Annotated in this window: 18 protein-coding genes and 1 pseudogene; 10 read left to right on the top strand and 9 right to left on the bottom strand. The window is 70.0% G+C overall.

From position 1 onward, the window contains the following. Positions 1 to 110 precede the first annotated feature (110 nt). From VXC91_RS19955 to VXC91_RS19935, 5 genes are all read right to left on the bottom strand, one after another. Positions 111 to 3,104, bottom strand: a complete 2,994-nt coding sequence (locus VXC91_RS19955) for an SMC family ATPase (RefSeq protein WP_329508642.1) — start codon at positions 3,102 to 3,104, stop codon at positions 111 to 113. Positions 3,105 to 3,135: 31 nt separating this feature from the next. After that, positions 3,136 to 4,299 carry an exonuclease SbcCD subunit D gene (locus tag VXC91_RS19950; protein ID WP_329508641.1) on the bottom strand — a complete coding sequence of 388 codons (1,164 nt, stop codon included), beginning with the start codon at positions 4,297 to 4,299 and terminating at the stop codon, positions 3,136 to 3,138. A gap of 96 nt (positions 4,300 to 4,395) precedes the next feature. After that, positions 4,396 to 5,022, bottom strand: a complete 627-nt coding sequence (locus VXC91_RS19945; protein WP_329508640.1) for a YigZ family protein — start codon at positions 5,020 to 5,022, stop codon at positions 4,396 to 4,398. Positions 5,023 to 5,285: 263 nt separating this feature from the next. After that, the gene (locus tag VXC91_RS19940) at positions 5,286 to 5,828 is read right to left on the bottom strand and encodes a SixA phosphatase family protein (protein WP_329508639.1); all 543 of its coding nucleotides are present in this window, start codon (positions 5,826 to 5,828) and stop codon (positions 5,286 to 5,288) included. Continuing rightward, entirely contained in the window at positions 5,825 to 6,508 is a 684-nt protein-coding gene (locus VXC91_RS19935) for a hypothetical protein (protein ID WP_329508638.1), read from the bottom strand. The genes VXC91_RS19940 and VXC91_RS19935 overlap by 4 nt, the downstream gene beginning before the upstream one ends. 197 nt (positions 6,509 to 6,705) lie before the next feature. On the opposite strand from VXC91_RS19935, the gene VXC91_RS19930 reads away from it, so the two are divergent. The 9 genes from VXC91_RS19930 to VXC91_RS19890 all read left to right on the top strand — a co-directional run bounded on the left by VXC91_RS19930 (position 6,706) and on the right by VXC91_RS19890 (position 22,219). Next, complete coding sequence (locus VXC91_RS19930) at positions 6,706 to 7,113, top strand: CoA-binding protein (RefSeq protein WP_329508637.1); 408 nt, start codon at positions 6,706 to 6,708, stop codon at positions 7,111 to 7,113. 423 nt (positions 7,114 to 7,536) lie between these two features. Continuing rightward, a complete protein-coding gene (locus VXC91_RS19925; protein WP_329508636.1) occupies positions 7,537 to 7,920 on the top strand; it encodes a hypothetical protein in 384 nt (127 codons plus the stop codon). 47 nt (positions 7,921 to 7,967) lie between these two features. Further along, positions 7,968 to 11,141, top strand: a complete 3,174-nt coding sequence (locus VXC91_RS19920) for a hypothetical protein (protein ID WP_329508635.1) — start codon at positions 7,968 to 7,970, stop codon at positions 11,139 to 11,141. Between the two features lie 6 nt (positions 11,142 to 11,147). Then, positions 11,148 to 16,541 carry a CHAT domain-containing protein gene (locus VXC91_RS19915; RefSeq protein WP_329508634.1) on the top strand — a complete coding sequence of 1,798 codons (5,394 nt, stop codon included), beginning with the start codon at positions 11,148 to 11,150 and terminating at the stop codon, positions 16,539 to 16,541. 29 nt (positions 16,542 to 16,570) lie between these two features. Continuing rightward, positions 16,571 to 17,083 (top strand): hypothetical protein, encoded by a 513-nt coding sequence (locus VXC91_RS19910; protein WP_329508633.1) that lies wholly within the window; start codon positions 16,571 to 16,573, stop codon positions 17,081 to 17,083. Continuing rightward, positions 17,080 to 17,469, top strand: coding sequence for a nucleotide exchange factor GrpE (locus tag VXC91_RS19905; protein WP_329508632.1), 390 nt, complete (start codon positions 17,080 to 17,082; stop codon positions 17,467 to 17,469). Before VXC91_RS19910 ends, VXC91_RS19905 begins: the two co-directional genes overlap by 4 nt. 36 nt (positions 17,470 to 17,505) lie before the next feature. Further along, positions 17,506 to 19,650 (top strand): Hsp70 family protein, encoded by a 2,145-nt coding sequence (locus tag VXC91_RS19900; RefSeq protein ID WP_329508631.1) that lies wholly within the window; start codon positions 17,506 to 17,508, stop codon positions 19,648 to 19,650. Positions 19,651 to 19,710: 60 nt separating this feature from the next. Then, positions 19,711 to 21,381 (top strand): Hsp70 family protein, encoded by a 1,671-nt coding sequence (locus tag VXC91_RS19895; RefSeq protein ID WP_329508630.1) that lies wholly within the window; start codon positions 19,711 to 19,713, stop codon positions 21,379 to 21,381. Positions 21,382 to 21,556: 175 nt separating this feature from the next. Then, complete coding sequence (locus VXC91_RS19890) at positions 21,557 to 22,219, top strand: protein-L-isoaspartate(D-aspartate) O-methyltransferase (RefSeq protein ID WP_329508629.1); 663 nt, start codon at positions 21,557 to 21,559, stop codon at positions 22,217 to 22,219. 62 nt (positions 22,220 to 22,281) lie between these two features. Here VXC91_RS19890 and VXC91_RS19885 read toward each other — a convergent pair whose 3' ends face one another. Then, the gene (locus tag VXC91_RS19885) at positions 22,282 to 23,031 is read right to left on the bottom strand and encodes a PP2C family protein-serine/threonine phosphatase (RefSeq protein ID WP_329508628.1); all 750 of its coding nucleotides are present in this window, start codon (positions 23,029 to 23,031) and stop codon (positions 22,282 to 22,284) included. Between the two features lie 623 nt (positions 23,032 to 23,654). Between VXC91_RS19885 and VXC91_RS19880 the strand changes: the two genes are divergently transcribed. After that, positions 23,655 to 23,837, top strand: a complete 183-nt coding sequence (locus VXC91_RS19880) for a hypothetical protein (protein WP_329508627.1) — start codon at positions 23,655 to 23,657, stop codon at positions 23,835 to 23,837. 8 nt (positions 23,838 to 23,845) lie between these two features. Here the strand turns inward: VXC91_RS19880 and VXC91_RS19875 are convergent. The 3 genes and pseudogenes from VXC91_RS19875 to VXC91_RS19865 form a co-directional block, all read right to left on the bottom strand. Beyond that, positions 23,846 to 24,082: pseudogene (locus tag VXC91_RS19875) on the bottom strand (ABC transporter permease); the annotation flags it as partial. Between the two features lie 184 nt (positions 24,083 to 24,266). Then, positions 24,267 to 24,887 (bottom strand): hypothetical protein, encoded by a 621-nt coding sequence (locus VXC91_RS19870; protein ID WP_329508626.1) that lies wholly within the window; start codon positions 24,885 to 24,887, stop codon positions 24,267 to 24,269. Between the two features lie 99 nt (positions 24,888 to 24,986). Beyond that, the gene (locus tag VXC91_RS19865; RefSeq protein ID WP_329508625.1) at positions 24,987 to 26,339 is read right to left on the bottom strand and encodes a DNA methyltransferase; all 1,353 of its coding nucleotides are present in this window, start codon (positions 26,337 to 26,339) and stop codon (positions 24,987 to 24,989) included. Between the last annotated feature and the right edge of the window lie 11 nt (positions 26,340 to 26,350).

Raw genomic sequence — 26,350 nt, 5'->3', positions numbered from 1 at the left:
CTGTGGCCGGTGAACCTTTCCGGTCGCCGCACTAGACACCCCGCACGGCAGTGGCCCCCGTCGACGGCTCTCCGGCCGTGGGCGGGGGCCGCCTCGTGATGGCGGCCGTCTCAGCCGCCGCTCCGCTGCCGCAGGATCGATCCCGTCCTGCCCTTCACGACCTCCAATTGGGCGTGGATACGACGCCGCAGATCCGCCACATGGCTCACGATGCCCACGCTGCGGTCCCGCTCCCGCAGCGAGTCGAGCACGTCGAGGACCTCGTCGAGGGTCTGGTCATCGAGGCTGCCGAAGCCCTCGTCGATGAAGAGCGTGTCGAGGCGGACGCCGCCGGCCTCGTCGGTGACGACGTCCGCGAGTCCGAGGGCGAGCGCGAGGGACGCGAAGAACGTCTCCCCGCCGGAGAGGGTCGCCGTGTCCCGCTCCCGCCCGGTCCACGCGTCGACGACATGGAGTCCGAGCCCGCTGCGACCGCGGCCCGAGCGGTCGTCGGAGTGGACCAGGGTGTATCGGCCCGATGACATGCGCTGCAGTCGCAGGGTCGCGGCGGCCGCCACCTGTTCGAGGCGGGCAGCGAGCACATACGACTCCAGGCGCATCTTTCGTTCGTTGTCCGCCGAGGTGCCCGCCGCCAGGGACGCCAGCCGGGCCACCCGGTCGTACTCCTCGCGCAGAGGCGCGAGCCGGCGAACGGACGCGGTGGCACGCGCGGACAGCCGGTCGAGTTCGGCGCAGCGCCGCGCCGCCGCGTCCTGGGCGGAGACCGCCTCCTGGAGTCGGCGGGCGGCGGCTTCGGCGGCCCGTTCGATGGCTTCGAGGTCCACGGCCGGCTGCTGCGCAGCTGTCACCGTGCCGGCGTCGCTGAGCACCGCGTGCACGGCGGCCTCCTCCTGCTGCCACGCGTCGAGCCGCTGCTGCAACTCGCGGTGGGCCGCATCGTCGAGGAGGGCTTCGGCCGCGGCCTGCGGGGTGTCGAACCCGGCGCGGAAGGCGGCGTCGGCAAGGCGCGCATCGGCGTCCTTGAGCCGCTGTGCGGTGTCCTCGGCGGCGCGGGCGGCGTCGGCGGCCTCGGTGAGCAGGGCGGCCCTGCGCTCCAGTTGCCCCGCGCGTGCCGCGACACTGCCGGCGTCGCCCCGGGCGCGCCGCAGCTCCTCTTCGAGTGCCGCCTGTTCGCGGTCCAGAGCGTCTCTGTGGGAGACGCGGGCCGCCCCGCGCAGGGCGGCCTGCTGCCGGTCCGCCGTACGCCGCTGCCACTCGTGCTCGGCCCGTCTCAACTCCTCCTGCACGGAGTGCAGTTGTGTGGCGCCCGCGCGTGCCGTGCGGTAGCGCCGCTCCGCTTCCTCCCACTGTTCGGCCAGCAGGGGCGTGGGGGCATCGCCGGCCTCGGCGGTCGCGGCGGCAAGCGCCTCCCTCACGAGGCCGAGCCGCCGCTCGTCCTCGGCTCGCTCCTCTTCGGCATGCCGATGAGCGGCGAGGGCCCGTTCCTCCGTCTCACGGTCGACGTGTCCGGCGACCTTCTGCGCGGGCGCAGTGTGTTCGACGGCGCCGCAGACGCTGCAGGGTTCGCCGTCGACGAGTCCGGCTGCGAGTTCGGCGGCGATGCCCTTGAGTCGCTGTTCCTTGAGGTCCAGCCAGTGTTCGCGGCTCTTCAGCGCCCGCTCACGGGAGGCGAGCGCACGGGCCTGAGCCGCCTCGGTGTCCCGGGCGAGCTCGTCGCGCTGACGAGCCGCCCTGAGCCGGCGCTGCGCGGGCTCGCGCTGCACCGCGAGCTGCTCGGCCCGGGTGGCGTCCTGCTGTGCCGCATCGATCCGGGACTGCAGGGCCGCCCGGGTCTCCTCCCAGACGGCCAGCCACTCCTCGGCGTCCTGCAGGACCGTCTCGTCGGAGCGCTCCTCGCGCTCCAGGTCCGCCCGCTCCGCGGCGAGTTCGGCCAGCCGCTGTTCGGTGCGGCGGGCCGACTCGAGTCCGCCGAGTTCCTCGGCGACCCGGCGCGCGGCGGCGCCGAGCCCCGCCGCACCGTCCTGCGCGAACTTCTCGGGCAGCCGCGCACGCGCACGGGCCTCGTCGGCGGCGGCGCGCCGGTGCTCGGTCTCCGCTGTCTCGCGCAGGTCGAGAGCGGGCGCCACCCTCTCGGCCTTCCGGGAGCGCTCCATGCGGTCCCGTGCCTCCCGGCGGGCGTCGGCCCGTTCCGCCAGCAGCGCCGCCCGCTCCCGTGCCTCGGCGAAGCTGCGCTGGAGCCGGGCCCGTTCGCGTGTCTCACCGCGGAGATGCTCGGCCTCGGCCCGCGCCGACTCGGCGGCGGCGCGGGCGCAGTGTGCGAGGGTGAGCCGCTCGCGCGCGGTGCTGCGGGCGACGGCGGCCCAGCTCAGGACGGCGTCGGCGAGCCCGGGGTCGCCCGGGGCGAGGTCCGGCAGGGGCAGGGCGTCACCCGCCGCCTGCTGCATCCGGTGGGCGTCGGCGAGCAGCACGGCGTCCCCGTCCCGCACCTCGGCCTCCGTCGCCCTGCGCCGCTCCGCGAGGCGCTTTTCGACCTCGGCGAAGCGATGGGTGTCGAACAGGCGCCCGAGCAGTTTGCCGCGGGCCTCGGCGTCGGCGCGCAGAAAGCGGGCGAAGTCGCCCTGCGGCAGCAGCACGACCTGGCAGAACTGCTCCCGGCTCATGCCGAGCAGCTGGGTGATCTCCTCGCCGACCTCCTGGTGGGAGCGGCTGAGGTCCTTCCAGGCGCCGACCGACGTGTCGTACTCGCGCAGCCAGGTCTGCGCCTTGTCGGTCGTCGTACCCGTGCCGCGCTTCTTGGGGCGCTCCCACGGCGGCTGCCGGGTGATCTCCAACCGGCGTCCGGCGACGGTGAGTTCGAGCCGGATCCCGGTGCGCGTCTGCGGCGCGGCGTGGTCGCTGCGCAGGGTCAGGCCCTGACCGCTCTGGCGGGCGCCGGGCACGGCTCCGTACAGCGCGTAACACACGGCGTCCAGGACGGACGTCTTGCCGGCGCCCGTCGGTCCGTGCAGCAGGAACAATCCGGCGGCGGAGAGTGCGTCGAAGTCGACTCGCTGCGTCCCGGCGAAGGGTCCGAAGGCGGTGATGTCGAGCCGGTGCAGCCTCACTGGGCTCCCTCCGTGTCGCGCGAGCGCAGGGTCACCGGGCGACCTCCCGGACCGCGGCGTCGGCGCGCACCGCGTCGAACGCGTCCTGGAGCACCAGCCGTTCCCGCTCGTCGGGCCCCGAACCGCGCACATGCGCCACGAAGTCCTCCGCGATCTCCCGGTCGGAACGGCCCGCCAGCCGGCGCGCGTACGACGCCTCGGGCTCCTCGGGGGCACGCTCGGGTTCGAAGACGAGACTGAGCGTGTGGGGAAAGCGCCCGGCCAGCCGGGCCATGGGCTCGGCAGGCCGCACCGGGTCCGTGAGGGTGGCCTCCACCCACGCCTCCTCGTGACGGTCCAGCTCCGGATCTGCGAGCAGTTCCTCCAGCCGGCCCCGGATCCGAGCGAGGGGCCGCGGCACCGGGCAGTCGACGCGCTCCGCCGTGACCGAGCCGTCGGCCCCGAGGTCGACCAGCCACATGCTCTTGCGGTGACCGGCCTCCGAGAAGGAGTACGCCAACGGGGAGCCGGAGTAGCGGATCCGCTCGGTGATGATCTGGCTGCCGTGGAGATGACCGAGCGCCACGTAGTCCACGCCGTCGAAGACGCCGGCGGGGACGGCCGCGACACCGCCGACCGTGATGTCCCGCTCACTGTCGCTGGGCTCCCCGCCGGTGACGAACGCATGGGCGAGAACGACGGAACGGGTGCCCGGCGCGCGTGTGGCAAGATCGGCGCGGACCCGGTCCATCGCGGCCGCGAGCACCGCCTCGTGCCCCGCCTGCTCCACCAGGAACTCGTCCTTGACCAGGGCGGGTTCGAGATAGGGCAGCCCGTAGAAGGCCACGCCCCCGTGGGCGTCGGCCAGCACGACCGGCGTCCCGCAGGCCGCGGGTTCCGTCCGCAGATGGATGCCCGCACGCCCGATGAGCCCGGCACCGACGCCGAGGCGGCGCGCCGAGTCGTGGTTGCCAGAGATCATCATCGTGGGCACGCCGAGGTCGGCGAGCCGGTGCAGGGCGTCGTCGAACAGCTCGACGGCGGCGAGCGGCGGCACCGCGCGGTCGTACACGTCTCCCGACACGACGACGGCGTCCACACCGCGTTCGCGCACGGTCGAGACGACGTGGCCGACGAACTCGGCCTGGGCGTCGAGCATGTTCACCCGATGAAACGCCCGGCCCAGATGCCAGTCGGACGTGTGCAGCAGCCTCATGATCCTCGAGACTAACGGGCGGGTCTGACACCACGGGCGGTTACTCCCGTATCGGGCCCCCAGGGGCGACTGTCTCTCGGACGTCCGGTCCGTCCGTCATGCGTCCCCGTAGACCTCTCCGCCCGGTTCGAACCCGGCCGTGCCCGCGGTGACGTCCGCGAGCCACGACCGGAAGGCCTCCACTTCGGAGTCCGGCAGACCGATCTCGATCGTGACCGCCTCCCCGTACCGGACGTCCCGTACCTCGCGCCCGGTCGCCCGCAGGTCGTTCTCCACTTTGCCCGCGCGCTGGTGGTCGACGGTCACCGTGGCGAGCCGGAAGCGGCGGCGGGTGATCGTCCCGACGGCGTCCAGGGCCTCCCCCACGGCACCCCCGTACGCCCTGATGAGTCCGCCCGCTCCCAGTTTCACGCCGCCGTAGTACCGGGTGACGACGGCGACGACGTAGCGCATGTCACGGCGCAGCAGCATCTGGAGCATGGGGACGCCGGCGGTCCCGCCGGGTTCGCCGTCGTCGCTCGCCTTCTGGATCGCGGCGTCGGCACCGATGACGTACGCGAAGCAGTTGTGGGTGGCGTCGGCGTGTTCCTTGCGGACGGCGGCAATGAAGTCCTGGGCCTCCCGTTCGGTGGCGGCAGGGGCGAGGGCGCACAGGAACCGGGAACGGTTGACCTCGGTCTCGTGTACGCCCGCGCGGGCGACTGTGTGGTACTCCTCCGGCATGAGTCCAGCGTATGGGGCATGCGCGCGGGCCCTGCGTGCGGGCCGGGCGTGGTGACGGCCGCAGCCCGGGACTCCGGCTGCTCCATCCGTGGGTGGCCCTTCCCGGAGTCCCCGATCGCCGACCTGTTCGCCCCGTGGATCTCGTCCCGTCTCGGATCGCCGAGTACTGCGCTGCGTGGCTCCACGGCGTGTCGCCGCTCACGACCCCGCGCGAAAACCGTCGGCTCTTCCGACGCCGGCAAAGGAGCCGGTCAGGAGCACGCTCACTTCTTCTTGCCTCTCGGCACGATCACGTCCGTCAGGAGCGCCATGCGGGGGGCCAGGGAGTGCCAGGTGCCGCCGTGCCAGGAGAGGACGGCGATCGCCGAGGTGGGGAACTTGGCTCGAACCCGGTCCATGGTGTCGTCGAGGCCCTCCCCGGCCAGTTCGAGAATCAGTTCCGCGAGCCCCGGATTGTGACCGATGAGCAGCAAGGTCTGCACCTCGGTGGGCACTTGGTGCACGCTCTCGAGCAGCTCGGGCACGTCGGCGGCGTACAGCCGCGGGTCGAGCCGCACGGCGGGCGGGGTGCCCCACTGGGCCGAGGCCAGCTCCCACGTCTGGCGGGCACGGACGGCGGTGGAGCACAGGACGAGGTCGGGCAGCCAGTCGGACTCGGCGAGCGCGCGCCCGGCCGCCGGCGCGTCGCGGCGGCCGCGCGGCGCGAGTGGCCGTTCGTGGTCGGACACACCGACGGGCCAGGCGGACTTGGCGTGCCGCAGCACCACGAGTCTGTGCAGCGGGCCTTCCCCGGAGTGCGCGATCATGTCGAGGCCCCGATCTCGCGGGTGAGCTCCAGGCCGAGCAGCCGGTCGGCGTAGGCGTATGCCTCGAAGCGTGCCCCGTCCGGCATCTCGTCGGCCTCCTCCACGCGACGCAGCGCCGCCAGGACGGCCGGTACGTCGAGGTCGTCCTCCCAGGCGGCGCGCAATTGGTCCCGTACCTGTGCGGGGATGGGTCGGGAGGGCCGGGTCGCCCAGCCGGCGACGGCCTTGCGCCAGCGGACGAGCGTGTCCCGCGCCTCTGCCAGAACCGCCGCGCCGAGGTCCACGGGATGCCGACGCCGGTGGGCGAGCAGAGCGAGGCGTACGGCCGAGGCCGGGACGGAGGCGCCGACGGGTCCGGTCGCCGGGGCGACCTCGACGCGCACCCCGTCGGGTGCGGCGTCCTGCGCCCCGACAACGTGCAGCACGCGTCCGACCCCAGGGGCGTCGGGCTCGGCGGGGCGGATACCGAGGTCGTCGGCGCGTGCCCGGAGCGCGGTGGTCGGGGCGGCGACCGTGACGACGGGTGTACCGCCGAGTTCCAGGGCCCTGGCCAGCACGTCGGCCACCAGCAGCACCCGCAGGGCCGTGGTGTCGGCGCCGGTCACATGCGCGTGGACGCGGATCAGACCCGGACGGACCTCGGTGGGCTCGCCGTCGCGGGCGTCGATGATACGGAGCACGGGGTGAGCGTAGGCGGGCGAGCGCCCCGACGCCGGGAAGCGGGCAGTGTTCCGGACACACGTACCCCATCAGGTCACGGACCGCTGTCCTGCCTCCGCTCCCGCGGCTTCGGGGGAATCCCCGCGCCGGGGCCGATGTTGCCCTCACAGCAGCGGGCGCGGAAATGCCGCGCCGGGGACGTCGAAGGAGACCGGCCGTGTACGGCGACGCAGCAACGATCCGCAAGATCCTCAACGAGCTGGGCGACACCTGGGCCGTCGTGGGCCTGTCCACGAACCAGAACCGTCCGGCCTACCGGGTCGCCGCCGTGCTCCAGAGCTTCGGAAAGCGCATCGTGCCGGTCCACCCGAAGGCGGAGACGGTCCACGGCGAGCAGGGCTACCCGTCGCTGGACGCCATCCCGTTCCCTGTTGACGTCGTCGACGTCTTCGTCAACAGCGACCTGGCGGGTCCGGTCGCCGACGAGGCCGTCGCGATGGGCGCCAAGGCCGTCTGGTTCCAGCTGGGTGTCATCGACGAGCAGGCGTACGACCGCACCCGCGAGGCCGGCCTGGACATGGTGATGGACCACTGCCCGGCGATTGAACTCGACTCACAACGTTAGTGGCGGTGGGGCGGTGCGCTGAGGTTCGGGCGCGCCACCCCGCGCAGGTGGGCGTCGGGGCCGGCTCGGCAAGCCGAACTTCAGCGTGCCGACAGCGGGCCGGTCTTGTGTTGTTGCCGTACGCAATGTGTGGGGAAATATGGAGAGTTGATGATTTTGATGAGCCCTGCCTGTCTACTCTGAAACCGGCACCGTACGCCCGGCGTCGTTATCTGTGCTCCGCGCGTTTGGTGACAGGAGTGGGCATCTTCGGCACGGGTGGTGCCGAACACGAACACGGGGTGGGGTTGCGTACTGGTGAACGGGAGCCCGGCTATCAACGAGCCTCTGACTCACATCGAGTTGCTCCTTCGAAACGAAGTCGACAGCAAGGCGGCGAGCGACCTCCGCGATCGGTGCGAGCAGCTCGGATTTGTCACAGCCGTGCGTCATACCCACCACGCCCGTGACTTCGGCGACATCGCCTGGCTCGTCCTGGCTGCTCTCCCACTGCAAGCCTTCCTCGACGGACTCGCCGGAGAGGCGGCAGGGGACTCCTACCGAGGAATCAAGCGGCTCGTCGAGCGCCTGGTCCCCGGCCGCAATCGGGCGCCGGCCGACGAGACCTCCATACCGGCATCGGTCACTGCTCCCCTGGTGCTGCAGGACTGGGACAGCGGACTGCAAGTGGTGCTCGAAGCCGACCTTCCTCCTGAGGCCTACCGACAGCTGGTCGGGCTCGATCTGTCAGCGTTCCGCACCGGCCCGGTGCGGTACGACAAGAACCTGGCCTGTTGGCGTCCCGCGCCTGACGACACCCGACAGTAGACGGACTCGTCGGCGACTCTACGACGGGAACAGGAGGTCGCAGGGCGATGCTCCAGATCACACTCCGCCGCGCGCGGCGCGAGCTCGTGCGGGCCGAGGACGCCTTGGCCCGCGGTGACCAGGGCGGTGCGATGGTCGCCTATGAGGAGGCCTTCAAGCAGGCCACACGTCACGCTCCCTCGGCAGACAGCCCCGAGGCCGGCGTCGCGGCAACGGCGCAGATCGGTCTCGGACGGTTGTGCCTGCACTCGGGCCAGTACGACATCGCGCAGCTGCACTTCGGGCAGGCCATGACCTTGTGCCCCGGTGATCCAGCCGGCCTCTACTGGGCTGGGTGCGCAGCCGCCCACAGCAGTCAGCATCTCTCAGCCGACGCGTACTTCACCCATGTCCTTGCCCGAAACCCGGGCGAGCCGCGCGCCCTTGTACAGCGCGCCTATGTCCGGCTGCTCCGGGGCGATCCAGTAGCGGCGCGGGCCGACCTCCTGGTGGCAGTAGGTTCCGAACCGCCCCTTGAGACGCGGCTGGTGCTGGCGCTGCTGCAACTCCAGGCGGGTGACTGGGCCGGGGCGAAAGAGCTGCTGGCGGACCCCGGAGCAGCCGACAGCGTGGTTGGGCTCGGAGTGCCCCACCGCGTCCTGGCCCTCGCCTTGGAAGGCACGGGCGAGGCCGCAGATGCCCTGCAAGCCTACGCCCGCGCGCTGGCCCTGGACGGCGACCGCGCTCCCGACGGCGCCCTCTACCGACACGGCGCTCTGGCCTACCGTCTCGGCCGCTTCGACGAATGCACCCGCATGTGGCGCGCCCTCCACCGTCGGCATCCGGAGGACCCGCGCACGAGCAGTCTCGTTGCCCATGCGCTTTACGCCCAGGCCTGGGACCGCCTGCGCCGTAAGGATTTCGCCGGGGCGGTGCAGTGCCTGGACGACCGAGACATGCAGGACGGGCACTTCGACGACGAACTCGTGGAGCTGCATCTGTACGCAGCGGTGAAGGAGTCCACCGGGTACGCGGAGTCCGCCGGCCCCGCTCAGGAGCAGGAACGCTCACAACGGGTAAGAGAGCACCTCCAAGCAGCATGCGAGCTGCGCCCGACGGATGTGCGCGTCCTGCGCCACCTCGGCCTGCTCGAGTACCGAGACGGACACCGGCGTCAGGCCGAGGCCCTGTGGCGGCGCGTGCTACGTACGCAGCCCGGCGAGTTACGCGCCCGCTACGCCCTCGCACTCGCTCGCATCGAGTCGGAGGGTGGAACCGCTGCGGCCACCGCCGAGCTGGCGGCTCTTGTCGACGCCGCTGACCGCGCCGGTGACACGGAGCTGACCGGTCGGGCGGCAACCTCACTCGCGGCGGTCCGCATCCGTGCCGGGGACTGGGCCGGCGCGGGCGACGCCCTGCTCCCGCACCCCGGGGGACCGGGGTGTGACACGCTGCTCGGTGAGGCCCTGTACCGCGCAGGGAACCCGCAGGGAGCGCCGCCCTCCGCGCTCGGCCACTGGCAGTCGGTCGCCGCAGGAATCGATCGTGGGAACTCCGACGAAGACCCGCGTGTGCGCCGCGAACGCGAACTGCGAGCCCGCAAGGTCCAGCTCGGTGCGGCGCTGCTCGCTCTCGGCGACTCCTCCGGTCCCGCCGGCGAGATCAAGGCTCCGGACTGGACCCTGGTGGTCGAGCAGTCGACCCTCACGGAGGTCAGTCCGGCAGGGGGCCTCGAAGCCGCTGTACTCCTCCACCTCGGCGGGCATACCAGGCAGGCGCGAGAGGAGCTGCTGCATACCTGGCGAGCGAACCCGAGCGATCCGCGCACGGCACGCACCATCGGCCTGGCGCTTCTCGGCACGCTCTTGGACGGCGGTCTTCCTGAAGCCGAGGCGGACACCGCCTGGCGACAGTGCCTGGCAGCGTGGGGTGCTGCACTGGCGAGCAGAGAGGCCTGGGCGGAATTCCTGGAGGATGCCGAACACCGATATGGGAAGTCTGTCCCGGACACAGAGCGAATCAAGGTTGCACAGGCTCTGAAATCCTACCTTGCAGGGCAGTTGCCCGAAACCTCCCCCCAGGGATCCCCGTTGCCGATGCTGTTCCAGCGCGAGGCCCTCGCCGCTGAGTCCCTCTCTCGGATCGGCGGTTTCCGTGTACGCGGTCGTGCGTTCGCCTGCGGCCCGCTCGGCCTGGCCGAATTAGGGATGTGCTCGGACTTCGGCGCCCATGTCGCCGCGGTCGAGCGCGAGTTGGTTCCGGATGATTTCCGGGAACTGCTGTCCCATTTCTCCGCATTGGGGCTGGCCGCCGTGCAGTCGGAGTCGGGCGCCTACGCCGCAGCCCTCGACACTCTCGCCGACCTGCGTTGTCCCGAATGCCGCAGGTCCGGCCTGGAAGAGGTCAGACGCAAGGGCGCAAACGGACCGTCATCCGCCACCCTCAGATCGTCGATCACCACGTGGGCCACTCAGGGCGAGCCTCGGCTCTGCAAGAAGAGCTGCCGTGCCTTCGACGAGCTGCACCCCGGGTACGCCGGACTGCACGACCGCCAGCGGCGGTTGGCGGCCGACGCGGTGGCACAGGCAGGCGGGATCCTCCTGAAGGTGGGCACCGAGGCCTTGCGAGAGCAGCCGCCGGAGCTGGGCGTTGCGCGTGCGGCCTGGCAGCGGGCACTCGGCCTCGCGGACAGCGCTGCTGCCGGGCACGAGATCGGCGAGGAGGTCGCGAGAGTGGCCCTGGGCCGTGCAGACGCGCTGCAGCGTGCCAAGGACGAAGACGGAGTGGTCGCTGTCCTGGACCTGGCCATGAACGTGCTCGGCAGCCACGCACCGGCTGAGCGGGTGCGCGGACGGCTGGGCTCGGCGCTCAACCAGCGTGGTGTCCGCAAGGCGAACACGCTCCTCGCGGACACGGGCCTCTCGCCTCGCACCGTGCGGGACCGTTTGGACCGGTGCGTGGCGGACGTACGCCGAGCCGCCGAGCTCAATCCGCATTCGGCTCTGATCCGGCTGAACCTGGGCCAGTTGTTGAGCGCCCAGGTGGAGATTGCCGCGCGATGCAAGGACATCGGCGGGTTGCTGCAGCGGCAGGCGGATGCCTTCGAATACGCCGAGGCACTGCGCCGCGACTTCCCGCACAACAAGGGAGTTGCCGACCTGCACCGGACGGTCTCGATGAACAACGAAGCGCTGGCCGAGGCTTTCCGCCTCGCAGGGCTCCCGACGTACAGGAGGCGATGACAGACCGTGCAGCGCTACGAAGAGCTCCGTATCCGCATCCGCCGCACCGCGCCGGGCAGGTACCTGGCGCTGGCGTCCGGCTCGGCCTGCGCCGTCGGCATGCTCGTGTGCGAGGAAGGCGAGTCGGCGCGGTTGCGGACCGAGCTGGACCGGCTGATCGGCGTCGAGTTGGGGAACCTGCCGCGCGGCAGGACCAGGGTGGAAAGGGCCGTACCAGAACTGGGGCGCCGTCTGTACGAACTACTGTTTCCCGAACCGCTGAGCCAATGCTTCAAGGAGGCGCTGGAACAGGCGCAGAACCGGGGCATGCGCCTGCGACTCCGCTTCGACCTCCCTCCCGAGCTGCAGGAGCTGCCCATCGAGGTGCTCACCTCGCCCCCCGGAAAGGTGGGCGGCCGGATGGCGCTCAATCCGGATCTCTCGCTCGTACGGACTCTTGGTACAGGAATCGGCACCGCTCGCTCCCCGCATCCGCAGGACCTCCCGGACAAGGTGCGTGTGGTGATCGCCGTGTCTTCGGGAACCGGCGAGGGAATGGTGCCGATCGATGCGGAGGCTGAGGTGGCCGGGCTGGAGAACCTGCCGGATCTGGCCGCCGAAACGTGCCGCGTCCCCGCCGTACGCGAAGATCTCGTGCGCGCTCTGGAGGAAGGCGGTGAGAGACCGAGTGCGCTCGTCCTGGCTGCCCACGGCACCTTCGACGCTGAGGAGCGTGTCGGCGCCGTCTTTCTGCAGACGCCGGAGGGCAAGCCCCACAGTATTCCCGCGCACGTGCTGGCGAGCAGCCTCAGCCAGTCCGGTCGGCTGCGGCTGGCGGTCCTGAATCTGTGCTCGGGTGCCGTGACGGCCGCTGCGGATCCCCACGCCGGACTCGCCCAGGATCTGGTGGCGCGCGGTGTGCCCGCAGTCGCTGCCATGCGCGGTCCCATCAGCGACCGCGCTGCCGCCCGATTCAGCCCCGAACTCATGGCGAAGCTGCTGGAGAACAGGACGGTGGACGAAGCGGTGACGGCCGCACGGATCGCCATCTCCGCGGTGCCGGACCACACCACCGTCGAGTGGAGCACGCCCGTGCTGTTCCTCCACGAGTCCCACCGGCAGGGTTGGTTGTTCAAGGCTCGCCGCCCGCTGAAGCGCGGGGAGACCGTAACCGTCGAGGATCCGCTGCGCGGCGGTGCACAGGCTCTGGACGAATACGAGCGCGAGGGCAACGTCCGCATGGACACGATCCTCACGGCCCTGTACCACTTGCGAGATGCCGGCGACTGGCCGCGAGTGGAGCGCATAGCCCGCGATCACACCGACTCGGTGTGCCGCGCGCTGCACGCCGAGGCCTGCCGCGAGCGGGACTGGCCAGTGGTGGCCGGGGTCTGCGAGGCCCTGGCCGTCAGCGGTGACGCGGACCGCGCCGAGGAGCTGCTCGGCACGCTCTCCGACCAGTGGCTGCCCGAACTGCGCGAGCACCTGATGCAGGAAATCCGTGCGGTACGGCTGCGCAACGCGACAGACCTGGCCGAGCGGCGCTGTGCCGAGGGCGCCTGGGCGTCGGCGGCCGACGCGTATGCGGAAGTGAAGGCACTCACGCTCACACCGGACCAGTTCCCGGAAGCTGCCACCGCGATGGACTACTGCCGCGCGCGTGCGAGCGAGGAAGCCGGCGACTGGTCTGAGGCCGGCAGGCTCCATGCAAAGGCGGGCGGGTTCGCGGACGCACGGGCTCGCGCAGCTTACTCAGCGGGCCGTGCGGCAGCGGCGGACCACAAGTGGGAAGCGGCAGCTGAACACTTCACAGACGCCTGCGCACTCGCTGCAGGGGAAGCCGATCCCTCGTGGACGGCCCACGCCTCCTACGCCCGCGGGCGACTGGCCACCGACCGGGACGAGTGGGCGCACGCGGCGGAGTGCTTCGAACGGGCGGGAGAGCTCGCCGACAGCCCCGCTCGCCTCCTTCTCTCCCGAGCCCGCTCGGCCATCGACGTCGCGGAGTGGACGACCGCGCTCGATCACCTGCTCGGGCTCGCCGCACGTGGCGAGGACGCCCAGCCCTGGCTGGACGAGGTCAGCACCCGGATACGAGAGGACGCCGAGGACGCCGCCGGGCGATGCGACTGGGCCACGGCGCAGGGCCTGTTCGGCAGGCTGACCGCGACGGACCCGGAGGCCGCGAGGAGCGCCGCGTACTGCGCCGGCCGCCTCGCCGAGCAGGACGCCCAGTGGCAGCAGGCGGCAGGCACGTACGAGACCTGCTCCGGGCACGGGGATGCCGACCGCCGGCTCGTCTACGTCCGTGCACGCCTGGCCGAACAAGCCGGGGACTGGTCACAAGCGGCGGACCTGTACGCAGGGCTGCCCGGTCACCTCCTGGACACCGGCCGGCGGCTGAGGTACGCGCGCGGCCGCGCCGCCGATGCGGGTGGCGACTGGGAGGGCGTCATCCACGGCTTCGGTGGCCTGCCCGACGAGGCCGAGCACGGCGATGTCGGTGCGCGCCGCCGGTACGCCCGGGCCCGTATCGCCGAAGGACACGGCGACTGGAGCAGCGTCCTCAACTTCCTTGCCGATCCGGCTGACGGCGACCGCGGTGGTGCCGCCACCGCACTACGGGAGAAGGCCCGCGGCGGCCAGGCCGAGCAGCGCGGCGACTGGGCTGCAGCCCTCGCACACTACGCGGAAGCGGCCGACGCCTACCAGGCCCCGGAACCAGCGGAAGCCACCCGGCGCCTGTACCACTACGCGCGCGCCCGCCGACACGAGGCGGCCGGCGAGTGGAATCGGGCAGTGGAAGCCTACGCCCAGCTCCCCGGCGACCACCGGGACTCGGCCGACCGCGCACGCTATGCCAGTGCCAGGGACGCCGAGCAGCGCGTCCGAGGGGCGGCCTCGGGCGAGGCCGAGCACTGGGCCACCATCGCCGACGGGTATGCAGCGCTGCCACCCGACTTCGAGGACGCCGGCTCGCGCGCCCGCTACGCGCGCGCGCACTGCGCCGAGGCCCGTGGCCGCTGGACGGACGCGGTGTACGAGGCCGCCCAGCTCGCCGAGTACCAAGACGCATCCGCCATCGTCGCCTACGCCCGCGCCCGCGAAGCGGAGCTCGCCGGTGACTGGCCCAGCGCCGCCGTGGAGTTCGGCCGCTGCGCCGGGCGGCGCGACGCCGATGCTCGTGGTGCTTACGCCCGCGGCCGTGCCCTGGAGGCCGCCGGGCAGTGGGGCGCAGCCCTGGCCTTGTACGAGCAAGCGGGAGATGCGATGACCGAGGCAGAAGAGCGCCGCCGCCGAACCCGGAAGCTGCTGGACGCAATCGCCTGGGCGGACGGCCTGGCCACGCAGGCGCTGGTGGCCGACCCCTACGCACTCGGCGAGGACGCGTTCCCCTACAGCGCGCTGCAGGACGTGGGCGTCACCTCGGCGTCCAGCATCGACGAGATCCAGGACGCGCCGTTCGTGCTCATGGAGCGCGGCGGCATGACGGGGCAGCAGCACGACGCGTGGGAGAAGCTGCGCCGCCCGGCGACCCGGCTGGAGATAGACGCGCTGCTGTATCAGGTACGCCACCCCAGGAAGCTGCGCTCCCGACTCGCTGAGCTCGAGCCGACCGACGCCGCCGACCTCCTCGAGCACCTGTGCGCCGAACTCCCAGAGGATGCCCCGCTGCTCCGCCTGCTGGCGCACGGCAGGGACGAGGCACTCGAGCTGTGGGGCGAGCAACTGGAAGAGAATCCGGGCGGCATGGAAACGGTCCATGCTGCGGCGGTCGCCCGGCGCTGGCAGGCCATCGAGTACGAGGAGGGAGGCGCCTGGGAACAGGCGGTGACCGCTTGGCACAAAGCCATGCCGCTGTGGGCGGCGGCACTGAGCAGCGACGGGCATTGGAACCGCTGGAGCGAGGCCCGGACGGACTGCTACCGGCGCCCCGTTGCCCCCGAGGACGTCACGCAGCTGCGTTGGGTCCTCAGCCGCCGGCTCACCGAAGAGCTCGCCGGCTACGCCGAGCGGCACGCAGCGGAGGGCCGCGAAGCCCAGGCTGAGGATTACCGCGAACTGGTCTCCACCTTCGAGGTCGAGCTGGACGGCGCCCGTGAGTTGAGCGAGATCGGCGGGCTCCCCCTGGCAGACGGGTCATCCGACACCATCGCTGCCGGTCCGGAGTACGTCCGGACGATGGGGCTCGAGTTGCAGCTGGCGGGCACGGTGGCCGGCCTCGAGCGGGAAGCTGCGCGCGGCGGCCCGAGCGGCCAGGCCCTGCAAGGCGTGCGCTGGGCGTTCTCGTCACTCGCCGACGCATTCACGCTTTACGGGCACCAGCGCTTCGAGGCCGCGCTCTGCGTCCTGTCGGTGGATCCCGCAGACCTGAGAGGGCTGCCCGAGGACTGTCCCGAAGAGGCGCGTGGCGAGGCCGGCCACACCGAAGCGTGCCCGCACTGCGCCGAGTTCCTTGAGCGCGACCCCGTCTACACGCTGCTCCCCCAGCGCCGCGCCCGCCTGTTGCGTGATACCGCGGACCTGGTCGTACGGGCCCGGCTCGCATGCGCAAGGGCAGCACTCACCGCCGACGGGCCGGACGCGGTTTCCGAGGCGCTGGTGCACTGGCGTGAGGGCCTGCGCGCGGCCGACGCGGTGAAAATGGGTGTGCGCACCAAGAGCGCGATTCTGAAGACCGTATTGGGCCGGGCCAACACCCTGGCCGGCGCCGCGGGTACGGAGGTGGGTGCCAAACTGGACCAGGCCGTTGCCCTGGTCGGCGGCGCAAGCGAGCTTCTTCGCCCCCTCGCGAGCGAGGATCGAGAGCGTCTCGTGGCGAAGCAGGCTCAGTTGCTCGCCACCCGAGGAGTGTGGCGGGGTTTCACCTGCACCGACTACGGAATTCCGCGGGACCTCGCGGCCGGCGAGGCCGACCTGCGCCGTGCGCTCGAGCTCAATCCGGAGGCTGTTTATCCCCGGAACAGCCTCGTACGCTCCCTGGTCTTCGGAATGTCCGAGCGGATCCCCGCAGGCGACTCCGTCGGGCGGATGCGAACCCTGCGAGAGGCCTACCGGCTCCTGCACGAGGGGCTCCGCCATCAGCCGACCAACTCCCGTTTCATCGCCACCCTCACCGAGATCGTGAGGGACGTTGAGACGATCCTCCTCAACGGTCTCAGCGTCCCGGAGATGCGCACCCGTATGGATGAGGTAACCGGCGAGCTCGAGGACTCAGGCGAGGACGCACGCGCCCTCGCAGGAGCACTCGTCGCGGCCTCCGCCGCTGCACTGCAGAGTGGCGACATCACCGCCGGACTCGACAAGGCCGTGCGCGCGGCCCGGTATGCCCCTCAGGACACAGCCGCCAGAGCTGCACTCGAACGCTCCCTCGACGCGTGGTTGACCCGCCACGCCCCCGACACCACCACCCACGAGTAGCCGGCAGTCCCAGCCTCACGAGGAATCCGATGATCAAAGACCCGAACGTACCGTGGCCGGACGGCTCGTTCCCGTACGACGTCCTGGCCCCCGCCGGGGTGAACCCGCACACGTCGCACGCGGACATGAAGGACGCCAGCTTCGAGCTGATGCAGGCCGGCCTGATGTCCCCGGAGGGCCAGAACGCCCACCGTCAGTTGCGCAGTCTTGATACCAGGCTCCTGGCCGACCTGTTGTTCTTCCCCGTAGACCTGCGCGAAGCACTGCGGGAGGCGCTGCGCCAGACCGAAAGGGAGCTGGCCGAACCGGGGGAACCCGCTCAGGTGGCACGCAGCCTTGCCGTCACCGAGGAGCTTGTCGGCCCGCTGGAAGACGAGCTTGACGGAGTCCCGCTGCCGCCACCGGAGAACCCGCAAGTCGAGTGGGATTTCGCCGGACCCGAGGCTCTGGGTCTGCCGGGCCTGGCCGAGCAATTGGCCCGCTTCGACGACGGAACGACCCCCTACCCCACAGCGCCGGAACCGAAGAAGGGGCCACGATGAGCTCATACGCCGATGCCTCCGGCTGGGCTGCATACAACACACAGGTCGAGGAGACAAGCCGTTTCGCCGGGGATCTCATCCCGGTTCTGGACGCGCTGGACCGGCTGTTGGCCGCCGGCCCGCCGCCGACCCTCGAACGCCAGCTCAAGAGCCTCCGTCTCGTCGCCCGGCTGCTCGAGGACGCCTGCACGAAGCACGACCTGGAGCCCTTCGGCGCCCCCGGCGACATCTGCGAACCGACGACCTACGAGGTCGCCGAGACCCGCGCTGTATCGGGCGCGGGTGAGGAGGAGGTGGTCGAGGTCCTCGAGCGCGGATACCGGTTCGGCGGTCGCCTCCTGCGCCCAGCACGGGTAGTCGTCGCTGTCCCGCAGCAGAGCGAATAGCAGCCCAACCGTCAGCAGCGAGCAAAGGGAGCAGCAATGAAGGCCATCGGGATCGACCTGGGCACCACCAATAGCGCCGTGAGCCGCTACGAGAGCGGCCGCAGCGTTGCGAAGATCCTCACCAACTCCGACGGAGAGACCCTCACCCCCTCGGTCGTCGGCATCCGCAAAGGGGCCGGGGGGAAGGTCAGGCAGCTGGTCGGCCGCGCCGCAGTCAACTACGCGGAACTGCAGCCCACGGACACCATCTTCTCCGTCAAACGTCTCATGGGCCGGGACTTCGCCGACCCCGTGGTCAAGGAGGCCGCCGGCCGACTCAACTACGAGGTCGTCACGGGCGAGGGCGACGACCCGCGCGTGCACGTCGTGCTCGGCGGCGAGACGTGTACGCCCGCCGAGATCTCGCGAATCATCCTGGAGAAGCTCAAGCGCGACGCCGAGCGCGCGCTGGGCGAGGAGATCACCCACGCCGTCGTCACCGTCCCCGCCTATTTCCGTGACGCACAGCGTGCGGCCACCCGCGAAGCCGGCCAGAAGGCAGGACTCGTAGTCAAGAAGATCATCGACGAACCGACCGCGGCCGCCATCGCTTTCGGCCTCGAACTGTCCGAGCAGGAGCGCAAGCGGGTCCTCGTCTACGATCTGGGCGGCGGCACCTTCGACATCTCGATCCTGCAGATGACCAGAGACAAGACCGGCCGCTCCCACTTCCAGGTGCTGCACTTCGTCGGCGACAACTGGCTCGGTGGGGACGACTTCGACAACAAGATCGTGGACCTCGTCATGGCAGAGATCGCCGCCGAAGCCGGTCCCACCGCGGCAGCGAACAAGCACTTGCGGCTGCAGGTCAAGCGCAAGGCGGAGGAGGTCAAGCGCGCCCTGAGCCAGGCCGTCTCGAGCGAGGACGAGCAGGACATCATCATCCCCGGCGCCTTCAAGTTCCCCGACGGAGGACTGGGAGACGTGGAGACCGCCATCTCGCTCGGGGAGTTCAACCGCCTGGTGAACCCGCTCGTCGAACGGACCATGGATCTGGTGCGTGGCGCCCTCGCCGACCAGGGCCTGACCAAGGAAGACATCACCGACGTGCTGCTGGTCGGCGGCTCCACCCTGGTCCCGCAGGTCTACAAGACCGTGGAAGCCGAGTTCGGCGCGCAGAAGGTGCGTCGCGACGTGAACCCCATGGAATGCGTAGCCCTCGGCGCGGCCATCCTGGCCGGCACCACGGAAGGCATCGAGTGCCCCAACTCCGAGTGCAAGCGGACCAACGAGGAAGACGCACAGCGGTGCTCCAATTGCGGAACTTCCCTGGCGGGGGCGGCACCCACTCAGTCGGCCCCGCAGATCTACGAAGTGACGGGAATGTCACTGGGTATCGGTGCAGTGCGCGGCAACCAGCAGGACGTCTTCATCCCCATCATCCCGCGCGGCACCTCCTACCCGCTGCCCGAGCCGATGACCCGTACCTTCCAGGCGACCGACGGGCGACGGATTCGGGTACCCGTCTACGAGGGCGACTCGAACGTGGCGAGCAAGAACCACGAACAAGGCGTAGTGGAGTTCGACCTGCCCAGCGAGATCGACGTCGACAGCCGGGTGGAGGTCACCTTCAACTACGACGCCGACCGGATCGTCACCGTACGGATCGCCGTGCCCGGCACGGACATGGTGCAGTCTGCGGCCCTGCGGACCGACACCCACCGCACCCCGGCCCCGCAAGCCCACCCCATAGACCCGGGGGAGGTCGACGTCCGCGAGGAACTGGAGATCACGGTCGCAGAGGTCAAGCGTTTCCTGAAGGAGCACGGGCAGTACATGGACTCCACCCAGGCCATGAAGATCCGCCGCGACCTGGAGCAGGCCGCGCGCGCCAAGGACTTCTCCGACGACGCCGAATGCGGGCGCATGATCAACGTGTTGCGCAAGGACTTGTACAGCTCCGGCCTCGCCTCGCAACTGGTGCTGGCAGAGCAGGCGACCAACTCAGCCGCCCCGGCCCTCGCCCGGGAGATCCAGGAGTCCGTCAGCAAGCTGCAGAGCAGCTACCACAGCGGCAATCGGGCTCTGGCCGAGCAGCAGTCCATGCACCTCAACAGCCTCATCGGCCGAGCCTTCCGGGACCGGGACGTGGAGATTGTCGACGGTCGCGAGGACCACGGCGGTCTGCTCCGCTTCGACTGACGACACAGAGAGGAGGGCAGACGGCAGAGGCAAGGGAAAGCGCACGCCCATGGAGGGCCAATGACACAGCTCCACCTCGGCATCGACGTCGGTGCCACCGCGCTGCGCGCTGCCTGGGCCCGTGGCGGCGCGGCCACCCAGCGCACACTGGACGGCCCACGCTGGCCGCTTCCTTTGCCTTCTCCGAGTTCGACGCTCACCTTCCCGACCCTCAAGGAGGCACTGGGCACTGGCGAATACCTGCACTTCGACAACGGCGCCAAACGGAAGGCCACCACACACGAACGGGTCACCGAGGCCCTGCGCACGGTGCGCGAGTGGGCCGACCCCGCAGCCGACCCCGGCGAGATAAGCACGGTGCTCAGCGTCCCGGCGCGGTACGACTCGCGCAGCCGCACGGCGCTGCGTGCAGCAGCCGCGGCGGCAGGCCTGCCCCGCGTACGCATGCTCAGTGACGCGATGGCGGCCACCGTCGCGCACACCGGAGGAACGGGAAAGTCCACCGCCCTGGTGCTCTCCATGGGGTACAGCGGCTGCGAGACAGCCGTCGTACGCGGCACCCGCGGGGTCTACCGCACTCTGGCACAGGAGAGCGCCTATGAGCCGAGTGGCCGTGCGCTCACTCGCTTCCTCATCCAACACGCCGTCCGCACGCTGCAGAATGAGGGCGGCGACCCGTCGGAGCTGCTGACCGACCCCCGCCGCTCCGCCGCGCTGGTGAAGGCCATCGAGCACATCCAAGAAAAGCGCACCCCGGCGGGCGTACCACGCGCGCGCAAGTCCCGCTCCCAGTCCGAGGCCAGGGAGCTGCTCTCGGACGTGCGGCTGCCGGCAGAATACGAGGCGCAGCTGGGCGCCTGCGCGAAGGCCGCCAGGGGACGGCTTGCTCGTCTGCTGGAGGAGGCCGGGCTACGCTCGAGTGACGTCACCGAGTTGCTGCTGGTGGGCAACTTGGCGCAGCAGCCCGAGGTCCAGGATGCGGTCGCGTCGCTCGGCCTCCCGGTCCACAAGGTCCCGGCCGGCACCCTGGCCGTGGGCGCACATCTGTTCGCGGCTCATTTCAAGGACGGGTCTCTCCCCGATGAAGAGGACCCGGTGCTGGTATCGGCATCCGAGGGTCTGACACCGAGATCCGTGCCGAAGCAGGCCCCTCCCCATAGCGGCCCTCTGGAGTCCGCCCGCGCTCTCGCGGGGCAGGGCCGTACAGAAGAGGCCCGGAGGATCCTGAAGGAACTCATCGCCGAGGCGGAATCGGTGCTGAGCATGCTGCCCGCGGAGATCGCGCAGACCGTGAAGCCAGAGGTCCCCGTCCGGCCCGAGCCTCCCGGGGACGATCTCGATTCGCTGATGAAGTCGGCTTGGCGGCAGCTGACAGAGGGCCGCTACGAGGAGGCCATCCGCCACGCACACCGAGTGCACGAAGCTCATCGGGACAACCTCGCGGTGCGCGACGCGCTCATCGACGTCCACTGCGCGGCCGCCAAGGCCGCGGACCGCCCCGAACAGTACGACAACGCACTGCGCTGGCTCGCCTGTGCCGTTGCCCTCACCCGTGGATTGGACCCACGGGTGAAAGAGGCCGCAGCGGCGCGATGCTTCAGCCACGGCCGTCATCTCAGCCGCGCGGGAAGGCGCGAGGAGGCCATAGCGGTGCTGGGCGAGGCCCTTGACTGGGATCCGGAGCACCAGCGGTCGCGCGAGCTACGTGACCGTCTGCGCGGCCGGCGCTGAGCCGCGTCCCGCCGCCGAGCACGACGTGTGCGCGGGTCGTCTGCCGGGACCGCGGCCTGCACCAGGGCAGCTCGCTCTCACCGGCCATCGAGATCAATTCCCTGTGGTAGCCGGGCGCAGCGTCTCGTGGCCGGGCGGCCCCGGCCGCCTACGCTGGTGGTGTGGTGAGTCGCCCGTGACCTCCGTACCCCGCGTTCCCGAAGATCTCGTGCGGGCCCTCAGAGCAGCCGGGATCAGCGACGCACGGCTGCTCGAAGCCGTGCGCACCACGCCCAGGGAGGAGTTCGTCCCGGCCGGTCAGGCCTCCACCGCCTACCGTGACGTACCCGTGCCGATCGGGCAGGGGCAGGTCACCACGCAGCCGTCGCTGTCCGCCATGATGATCGAGAGCCTCGAGTTGGACGGGAGTGAGCACGTCCTCGAGGTCGGTACCGGTCTCGGGTTCCAGACCGCACTGCTCGCGCGGCTGGCCGCCGACGTGGTCAGCGTCGAGATGCGGCCGGACATCGCCCGAAGAGCGCGCGCCAATCTCACGAGGCAGGGCGTGCGGAATGTGGAGTTGCGGGTCGGCGACGGCAGCGGTGGCGTGCCGAGCCGGGCTCCGTACGACGCCGTCGTCGTCTCGGCCGCCTTCCCGGACGTGCCGGCACCGCTGGTCGGACAGCTGCGGCTGTCCGGCCGCCTCGTGCAGCCGATCGGACCGGGCGGGCACGAGCAGGTGGTGTGCTTTGTGCGCACCGCGTCGGGGCTGGAGCAACGGCGAGTGGTGACCGCGGCGTGCTTCGTACGGTTGCAGGGGCGGTACGGCTTTCCGCAGGAGGACCCGGATCTCCCCTAGGCGGCCGGACAGGTTCCCGGCTCGCGACGCCCGGCCACAGCACCAGCGACGGCGCGGGCTCCCTACTCGTCCGCCAGCCGAACGACCGCCAGCGTGATGTTGTCGGGGCCGCCCGCCGCGATGGCGGCCTTCCACAGCTCGAAGGCGGCCCTGCAGTCGTCGTGCTCCCGCATCACCTCCTCGAGCACGTCCGTCGTCAACGGGTCGGTCACACCGTCGGTGCAGATCAGGTACCGGTCGCCGGGCGCCAGGGGCACGGTCGTCACATGGGGGCGGACGGCGCGGTAGGCCAGGCTGCCGCCCAGGCACTGGGTGACCAGAGACGTGGTGCGCTGTCCGGGTGCGACGGGTGGGCTGTCGTCGACGCTCACCTGCTGCAGGCCGTCGGGGGAGGCCGCGAAGACCCGGCTGTCACCCACGTTGAAGGCCAGCAGCGAGTCGGGCAGTACGACAGTGCCGGCGACCGTCGTCCCCATGGCGGCGAGCTCGCTTGCCTCATCACCGCCCGAGGCCTCGAACACGGCACGATTGCACGCGTCCAGGGCGGCGCGAACGGCGTCCTCATCTGTCAGCGCGGAGCCGATCGACGCGAGCCGGCGCGCGACCAGGGCACTGGCGACGTCGCCACCGGGGTGTCCGCCGAGCCCGTCCGCGACGGCGACGACGAGGGGCGTCCCTGGCGGGAAGACGAGGGTCTGCGGATTCTCGGTCACGGTGGCGCACAGGGTCCACGGTCCGACGACGAGGCTGTCCTCGTTCCGCTCGCGGAGCAGCCCCGGATGACTCAGCGCGCTCACAGCCAGGTAGGGCATGGGCGCCACCGCCTTCCCGCACCGGACACATCTTCGGAAGCCGGGCCTCCGTTCCCAACCAAGTCTAGGAACGGCTCCCTCCGGCTGTCAGTTCCGCCGACGGACGCCATGCTCTCGGGCGCTCGAGCGCGCCCCGGGCCGGTCGGTGTCGCCCCGCCCGGCCGGCGTCCGGTATGCACGGCCGGAAGGGTGCCACAGGACCTAACGGGTGAACGAATGTGCGGGTCACGCGTGTTCGGGTTGCCCGCGCGGTTATGGTCGATATCGCGAAGCTACTGGTCAGGCGGCGACGAGGAGTCTGCCCCGGCACCGCCAGCGTCGACGAGACGGGGCCGCACAGGTCGCCGAACTCGCCGCAGTCGAAGACGCCGTCTCCGCCGAACTCGCGGAACAGGACAACGCGGCAGTGGCGCCGAGCCGCTCCACCAGGGGCGCCACACCATGCCGACCGGGTAGAGGAAGGCTTCCTCGGTTGGGGTCCGCCTTCCCTCCTGGCACCGCGCCGCCGAACTCCGCACTCGGCGGGCGCTGCGAGATGACAGGTGTCCGCCTGCCTCCGTCGAGGCCTTCGCACCGTGGCGAAGCCTTTCGGAGGCAGCGGCCGGTACCGTCCGGGAGGCACTATGTGGACCGTGCTGGAGCAAGTGGCCGCTGCCGCTCCGCAGCTCTTCCTCTACGTCGTAGGCCTCTTCGTCGTCATGATCCTTCTGTCGCTCCTCATCAGCCTGCGCCGGGCGGAGGCGGCGGACCGTCCTGAGATCATCAGGGCCCTGGCGGATCTGATGGCGTTCTGGAAGAGGAGGTGACCGCCGTGTCAGCGGGCCAGCCGCGCCAGCAGCGACGAGGCGGAGGTGATGCCCAGGGCGGCGGCCACCAGCAGAACGGCAAAGTCGGGCAGCAGATGCGCCGGCGTGCCGAGCAGCAGCCCGCGCAAGGCGTCCACCTGGTAGCTCAGCGGGTTGACCTTGCTGATGGCCTGGAGCCAGCCGGGCATGACGGACACCGGGTAGAGGGCGTTGGAGCCGAAGAACAGCGGCATGGTGATCGCCTGAGTCAATCTCGGTTCCCAAGCTATTTCGGGCTGGGTGACGCCGGACTAGCATCCCGTCGCTGACCTGCTCAGATCTCATGACGGTAGAAGATTGATTCGGTTGTCCTGTGGCAATTGCTTCGGTTGCGTTGTCTAGCTTCAGATGAGGCTTGACGGTTGTGTGTCGGTTGATGCTTTCCGGTTCCTAGCCTGTTGTGCGGTTCTTCGTGCCGTAGGCCTTGAAGCGGGTCACCTCCAGGCTGGTGGTCCGGGGTACCGTCCGCAGGCGGTGTCCGTCCTGGTCGAAGACGTGCAGGGTGGTGTCGGTGACCTCGACGCTGACCACGGTGCGGGCATGGACCATGCCGACCTGAACCTGCTGGCCGCAGACCTGGAAACTGCCGCGGGTCGAGACCTTGCGCCCGACCCGCACCGCGTCCTGCGGGGGCAGAGGGCTGAGCTGGGCGTCGCTGATGCAGGCACGCCGCTGGGGCGGGATCGGACACGGCATCCGCACCAGCATCCCGTCAGCGACGACCTGCATCAGCGGCCCGTCCAGCCGCAGCGTCACGCGCCGGCCGGCCAGCGGGACGCCGACGGTGATTTGCTGTCCGGCCAGGCCCACCACCCCACAGGCGTTCACGGTGCGGGCCACCTCGATCGGGCATCGGGCCGCCAGCGGACCCGGGGCCCTTCCTGCGGGGGCGGGACCGGCCACACGGGCGCCGTCGGCTCGCAGCCGGACCAGGTCGGCGGTGTTCAGCCGGGACGGCACGGTCTTGATGCGCTTGCCGTCCAGGCTGACGTGGACGGTGGTGCTGTCCATCCACAAATAAACTCGCTCCGCACCGGCACCCGGCCGCTGAACTGGCCGCCCAGGTAGCGGGTGAAGCCCAGCCAAGCAGCCAAACCCGACACCCTCTACTTAGGGCACAGAGGTCTGTTCATTGTCCCTTTGCCTCGGGACGGCAGGCCGCCGCCACCCATCTCCCACGGAGCGATTCCTTCGCGGTGTATTAATCTCGAAGGTACGAAGGTAGTCGGCATACAGCCTCACCAACTCAATACCCTGATCGATACGGCCGGCGATCTGCTGAAACTCCACCGGGGAATCTGTCACGATGAACAAGTGACTGAGCGGCAAAGCCTCAGACTTGCGCTTGACAACCGCCTCGACAAAGCTAGGCCAGTTGGAGGTATTGAAAAGGACACCGTAAGTGGCATCGTCTAGCACTTCCCAACCCCGGTCACTTATTTTGTCGATTCGCACCCCCTTGGTTCCCGCCTTCATCCAGAGCAGCGGCGCAATAGCTTCAAATCGCCGGCCGAGGGACACCATTGCGGCATCCTCATAGGTAAGATCAAAGAACTCGACATTCTCATCGAGACCGTCACTCATCGGAAATACTTGACCGAATTTATATTCCCCCTTTAGTGGATTCCCTGTCGAGGAGATACCCGTGACAGCCGCCCGCATTCGGGGAATAGTTATGTGCCGACATATTCCAAGATCTTCCCAAGCAGGGTCGCCTGGGCTAAAACCCTGTTCCCGCAAAGCCTTCGCCTCGGCAACGGAGACCTCATTATTGGTTACAAGTATGCTGCGACGACGGCCGTCATCTTCCCGATTGAGACGCGCCAAAGCGTGAGCAGTCGTTCCAGAGCCGGCAAAGAAGTCAATCACCAATGCGTCCGGTTTATCGCCAACGGCTAGACGCAGGCTATCCTCGACCGCATAGAGCGACTTCGGGAAAGGGAACTTGCGGTCAGGGAGCAATGCGGACAAGATGCCGGAACCGTAATACCCAGCATTGTGAGACGATCGGTTCCAGATAGTCATGGCAGCACGCAAGGGACGCTCGTTCATTTCGAGCTCAAGCACGCCATTCGGGTCTTGCCCCGTGACACGAATCTCGTCTCGTTCAATACGCTCACGTTGACCGCGGTTCAAGTAGAGGATACTCCACCTGTCATTTTTGCGATCATAGGAGCCGACTTTCGCCATGCCTTGATCGACGAGACTTTGGAAAGTATCCGCAGAGCACTGCCACCGTTTCTCTACCCCAGTCATGCTAAGGGGCCAAACAGTCACGAGTCCCGGTTCTTCCGGCACAGTCTTCCGGTCGACGTTCAGCGGAACGGGGTCACCCACCTTGGCGATCCGACCATGCTCTGGGTCAACGTATACAGGATAGAAGAGATTAGGGCGGTCGCTTCGAAGCGCGTTGTTACTGCCCTTAGTCAGCCGTTCCCAGCGCACCGCCTCACCCGTCTTCACCTACGCGGGTG

The sequence above is a fragment of the Streptomyces chiangmaiensis genome (assembly GCF_036281785.1).
GTDB lineage: Bacteria > Actinomycetota > Actinomycetes > Streptomycetales > Streptomycetaceae > Streptomyces > Streptomyces chiangmaiensis.
Note: the sequence above shows the minus strand (reverse complement) of the source record. Positions and strands in the feature narration are given on the sequence as shown.

What these genes read in the sequence shown, in the direction of transcription:
- VXC91_RS19950 (WP_329508641.1), bottom strand. Translation starts at nt 4,299, where the DNA reads ATGAGGCTGCTGCACACGTCCGACTGGCATCTGGGCCGGGCGTTTCAT.
- VXC91_RS19945 (WP_329508640.1), bottom strand. Translation starts at nt 5,022, where the DNA reads ATGCCGGAGGAGTACCACACAGTCGCCCGCGCGGGCGTACACGAGACC.
- VXC91_RS19940 (WP_329508639.1), bottom strand. Translation starts at nt 5,828, where the DNA reads ATGATCGCGCACTCCGGGGAAGGCCCGCTGCACAGACTCGTGGTGCTG.
- VXC91_RS19920 (WP_329508635.1), top strand. Translation starts at nt 7,968, where the DNA reads ATGCTCCAGATCACACTCCGCCGCGCGCGGCGCGAGCTCGTGCGGGCC.
- VXC91_RS19910 (WP_329508633.1), top strand. Translation starts at nt 16,571, where the DNA reads ATGATCAAAGACCCGAACGTACCGTGGCCGGACGGCTCGTTCCCGTAC.
- VXC91_RS19905 (WP_329508632.1), top strand. Translation starts at nt 17,080, where the DNA reads ATGAGCTCATACGCCGATGCCTCCGGCTGGGCTGCATACAACACACAG.
- VXC91_RS19900 (WP_329508631.1), top strand. Translation starts at nt 17,506, where the DNA reads ATGAAGGCCATCGGGATCGACCTGGGCACCACCAATAGCGCCGTGAGC.
- VXC91_RS19895 (WP_329508630.1), top strand. Translation starts at nt 19,711, where the DNA reads ATGACACAGCTCCACCTCGGCATCGACGTCGGTGCCACCGCGCTGCGC.
- VXC91_RS19885 (WP_329508628.1), bottom strand. Translation starts at nt 23,031, where the DNA reads ATGCCCTACCTGGCTGTGAGCGCGCTGAGTCATCCGGGGCTGCTCCGC.
- VXC91_RS19880 (WP_329508627.1), top strand. Translation starts at nt 23,655, where the DNA reads ATGTGGACCGTGCTGGAGCAAGTGGCCGCTGCCGCTCCGCAGCTCTTC.
- VXC91_RS19870 (WP_329508626.1), bottom strand. Translation starts at nt 24,887, where the DNA reads ATGGACAGCACCACCGTCCACGTCAGCCTGGACGGCAAGCGCATCAAG.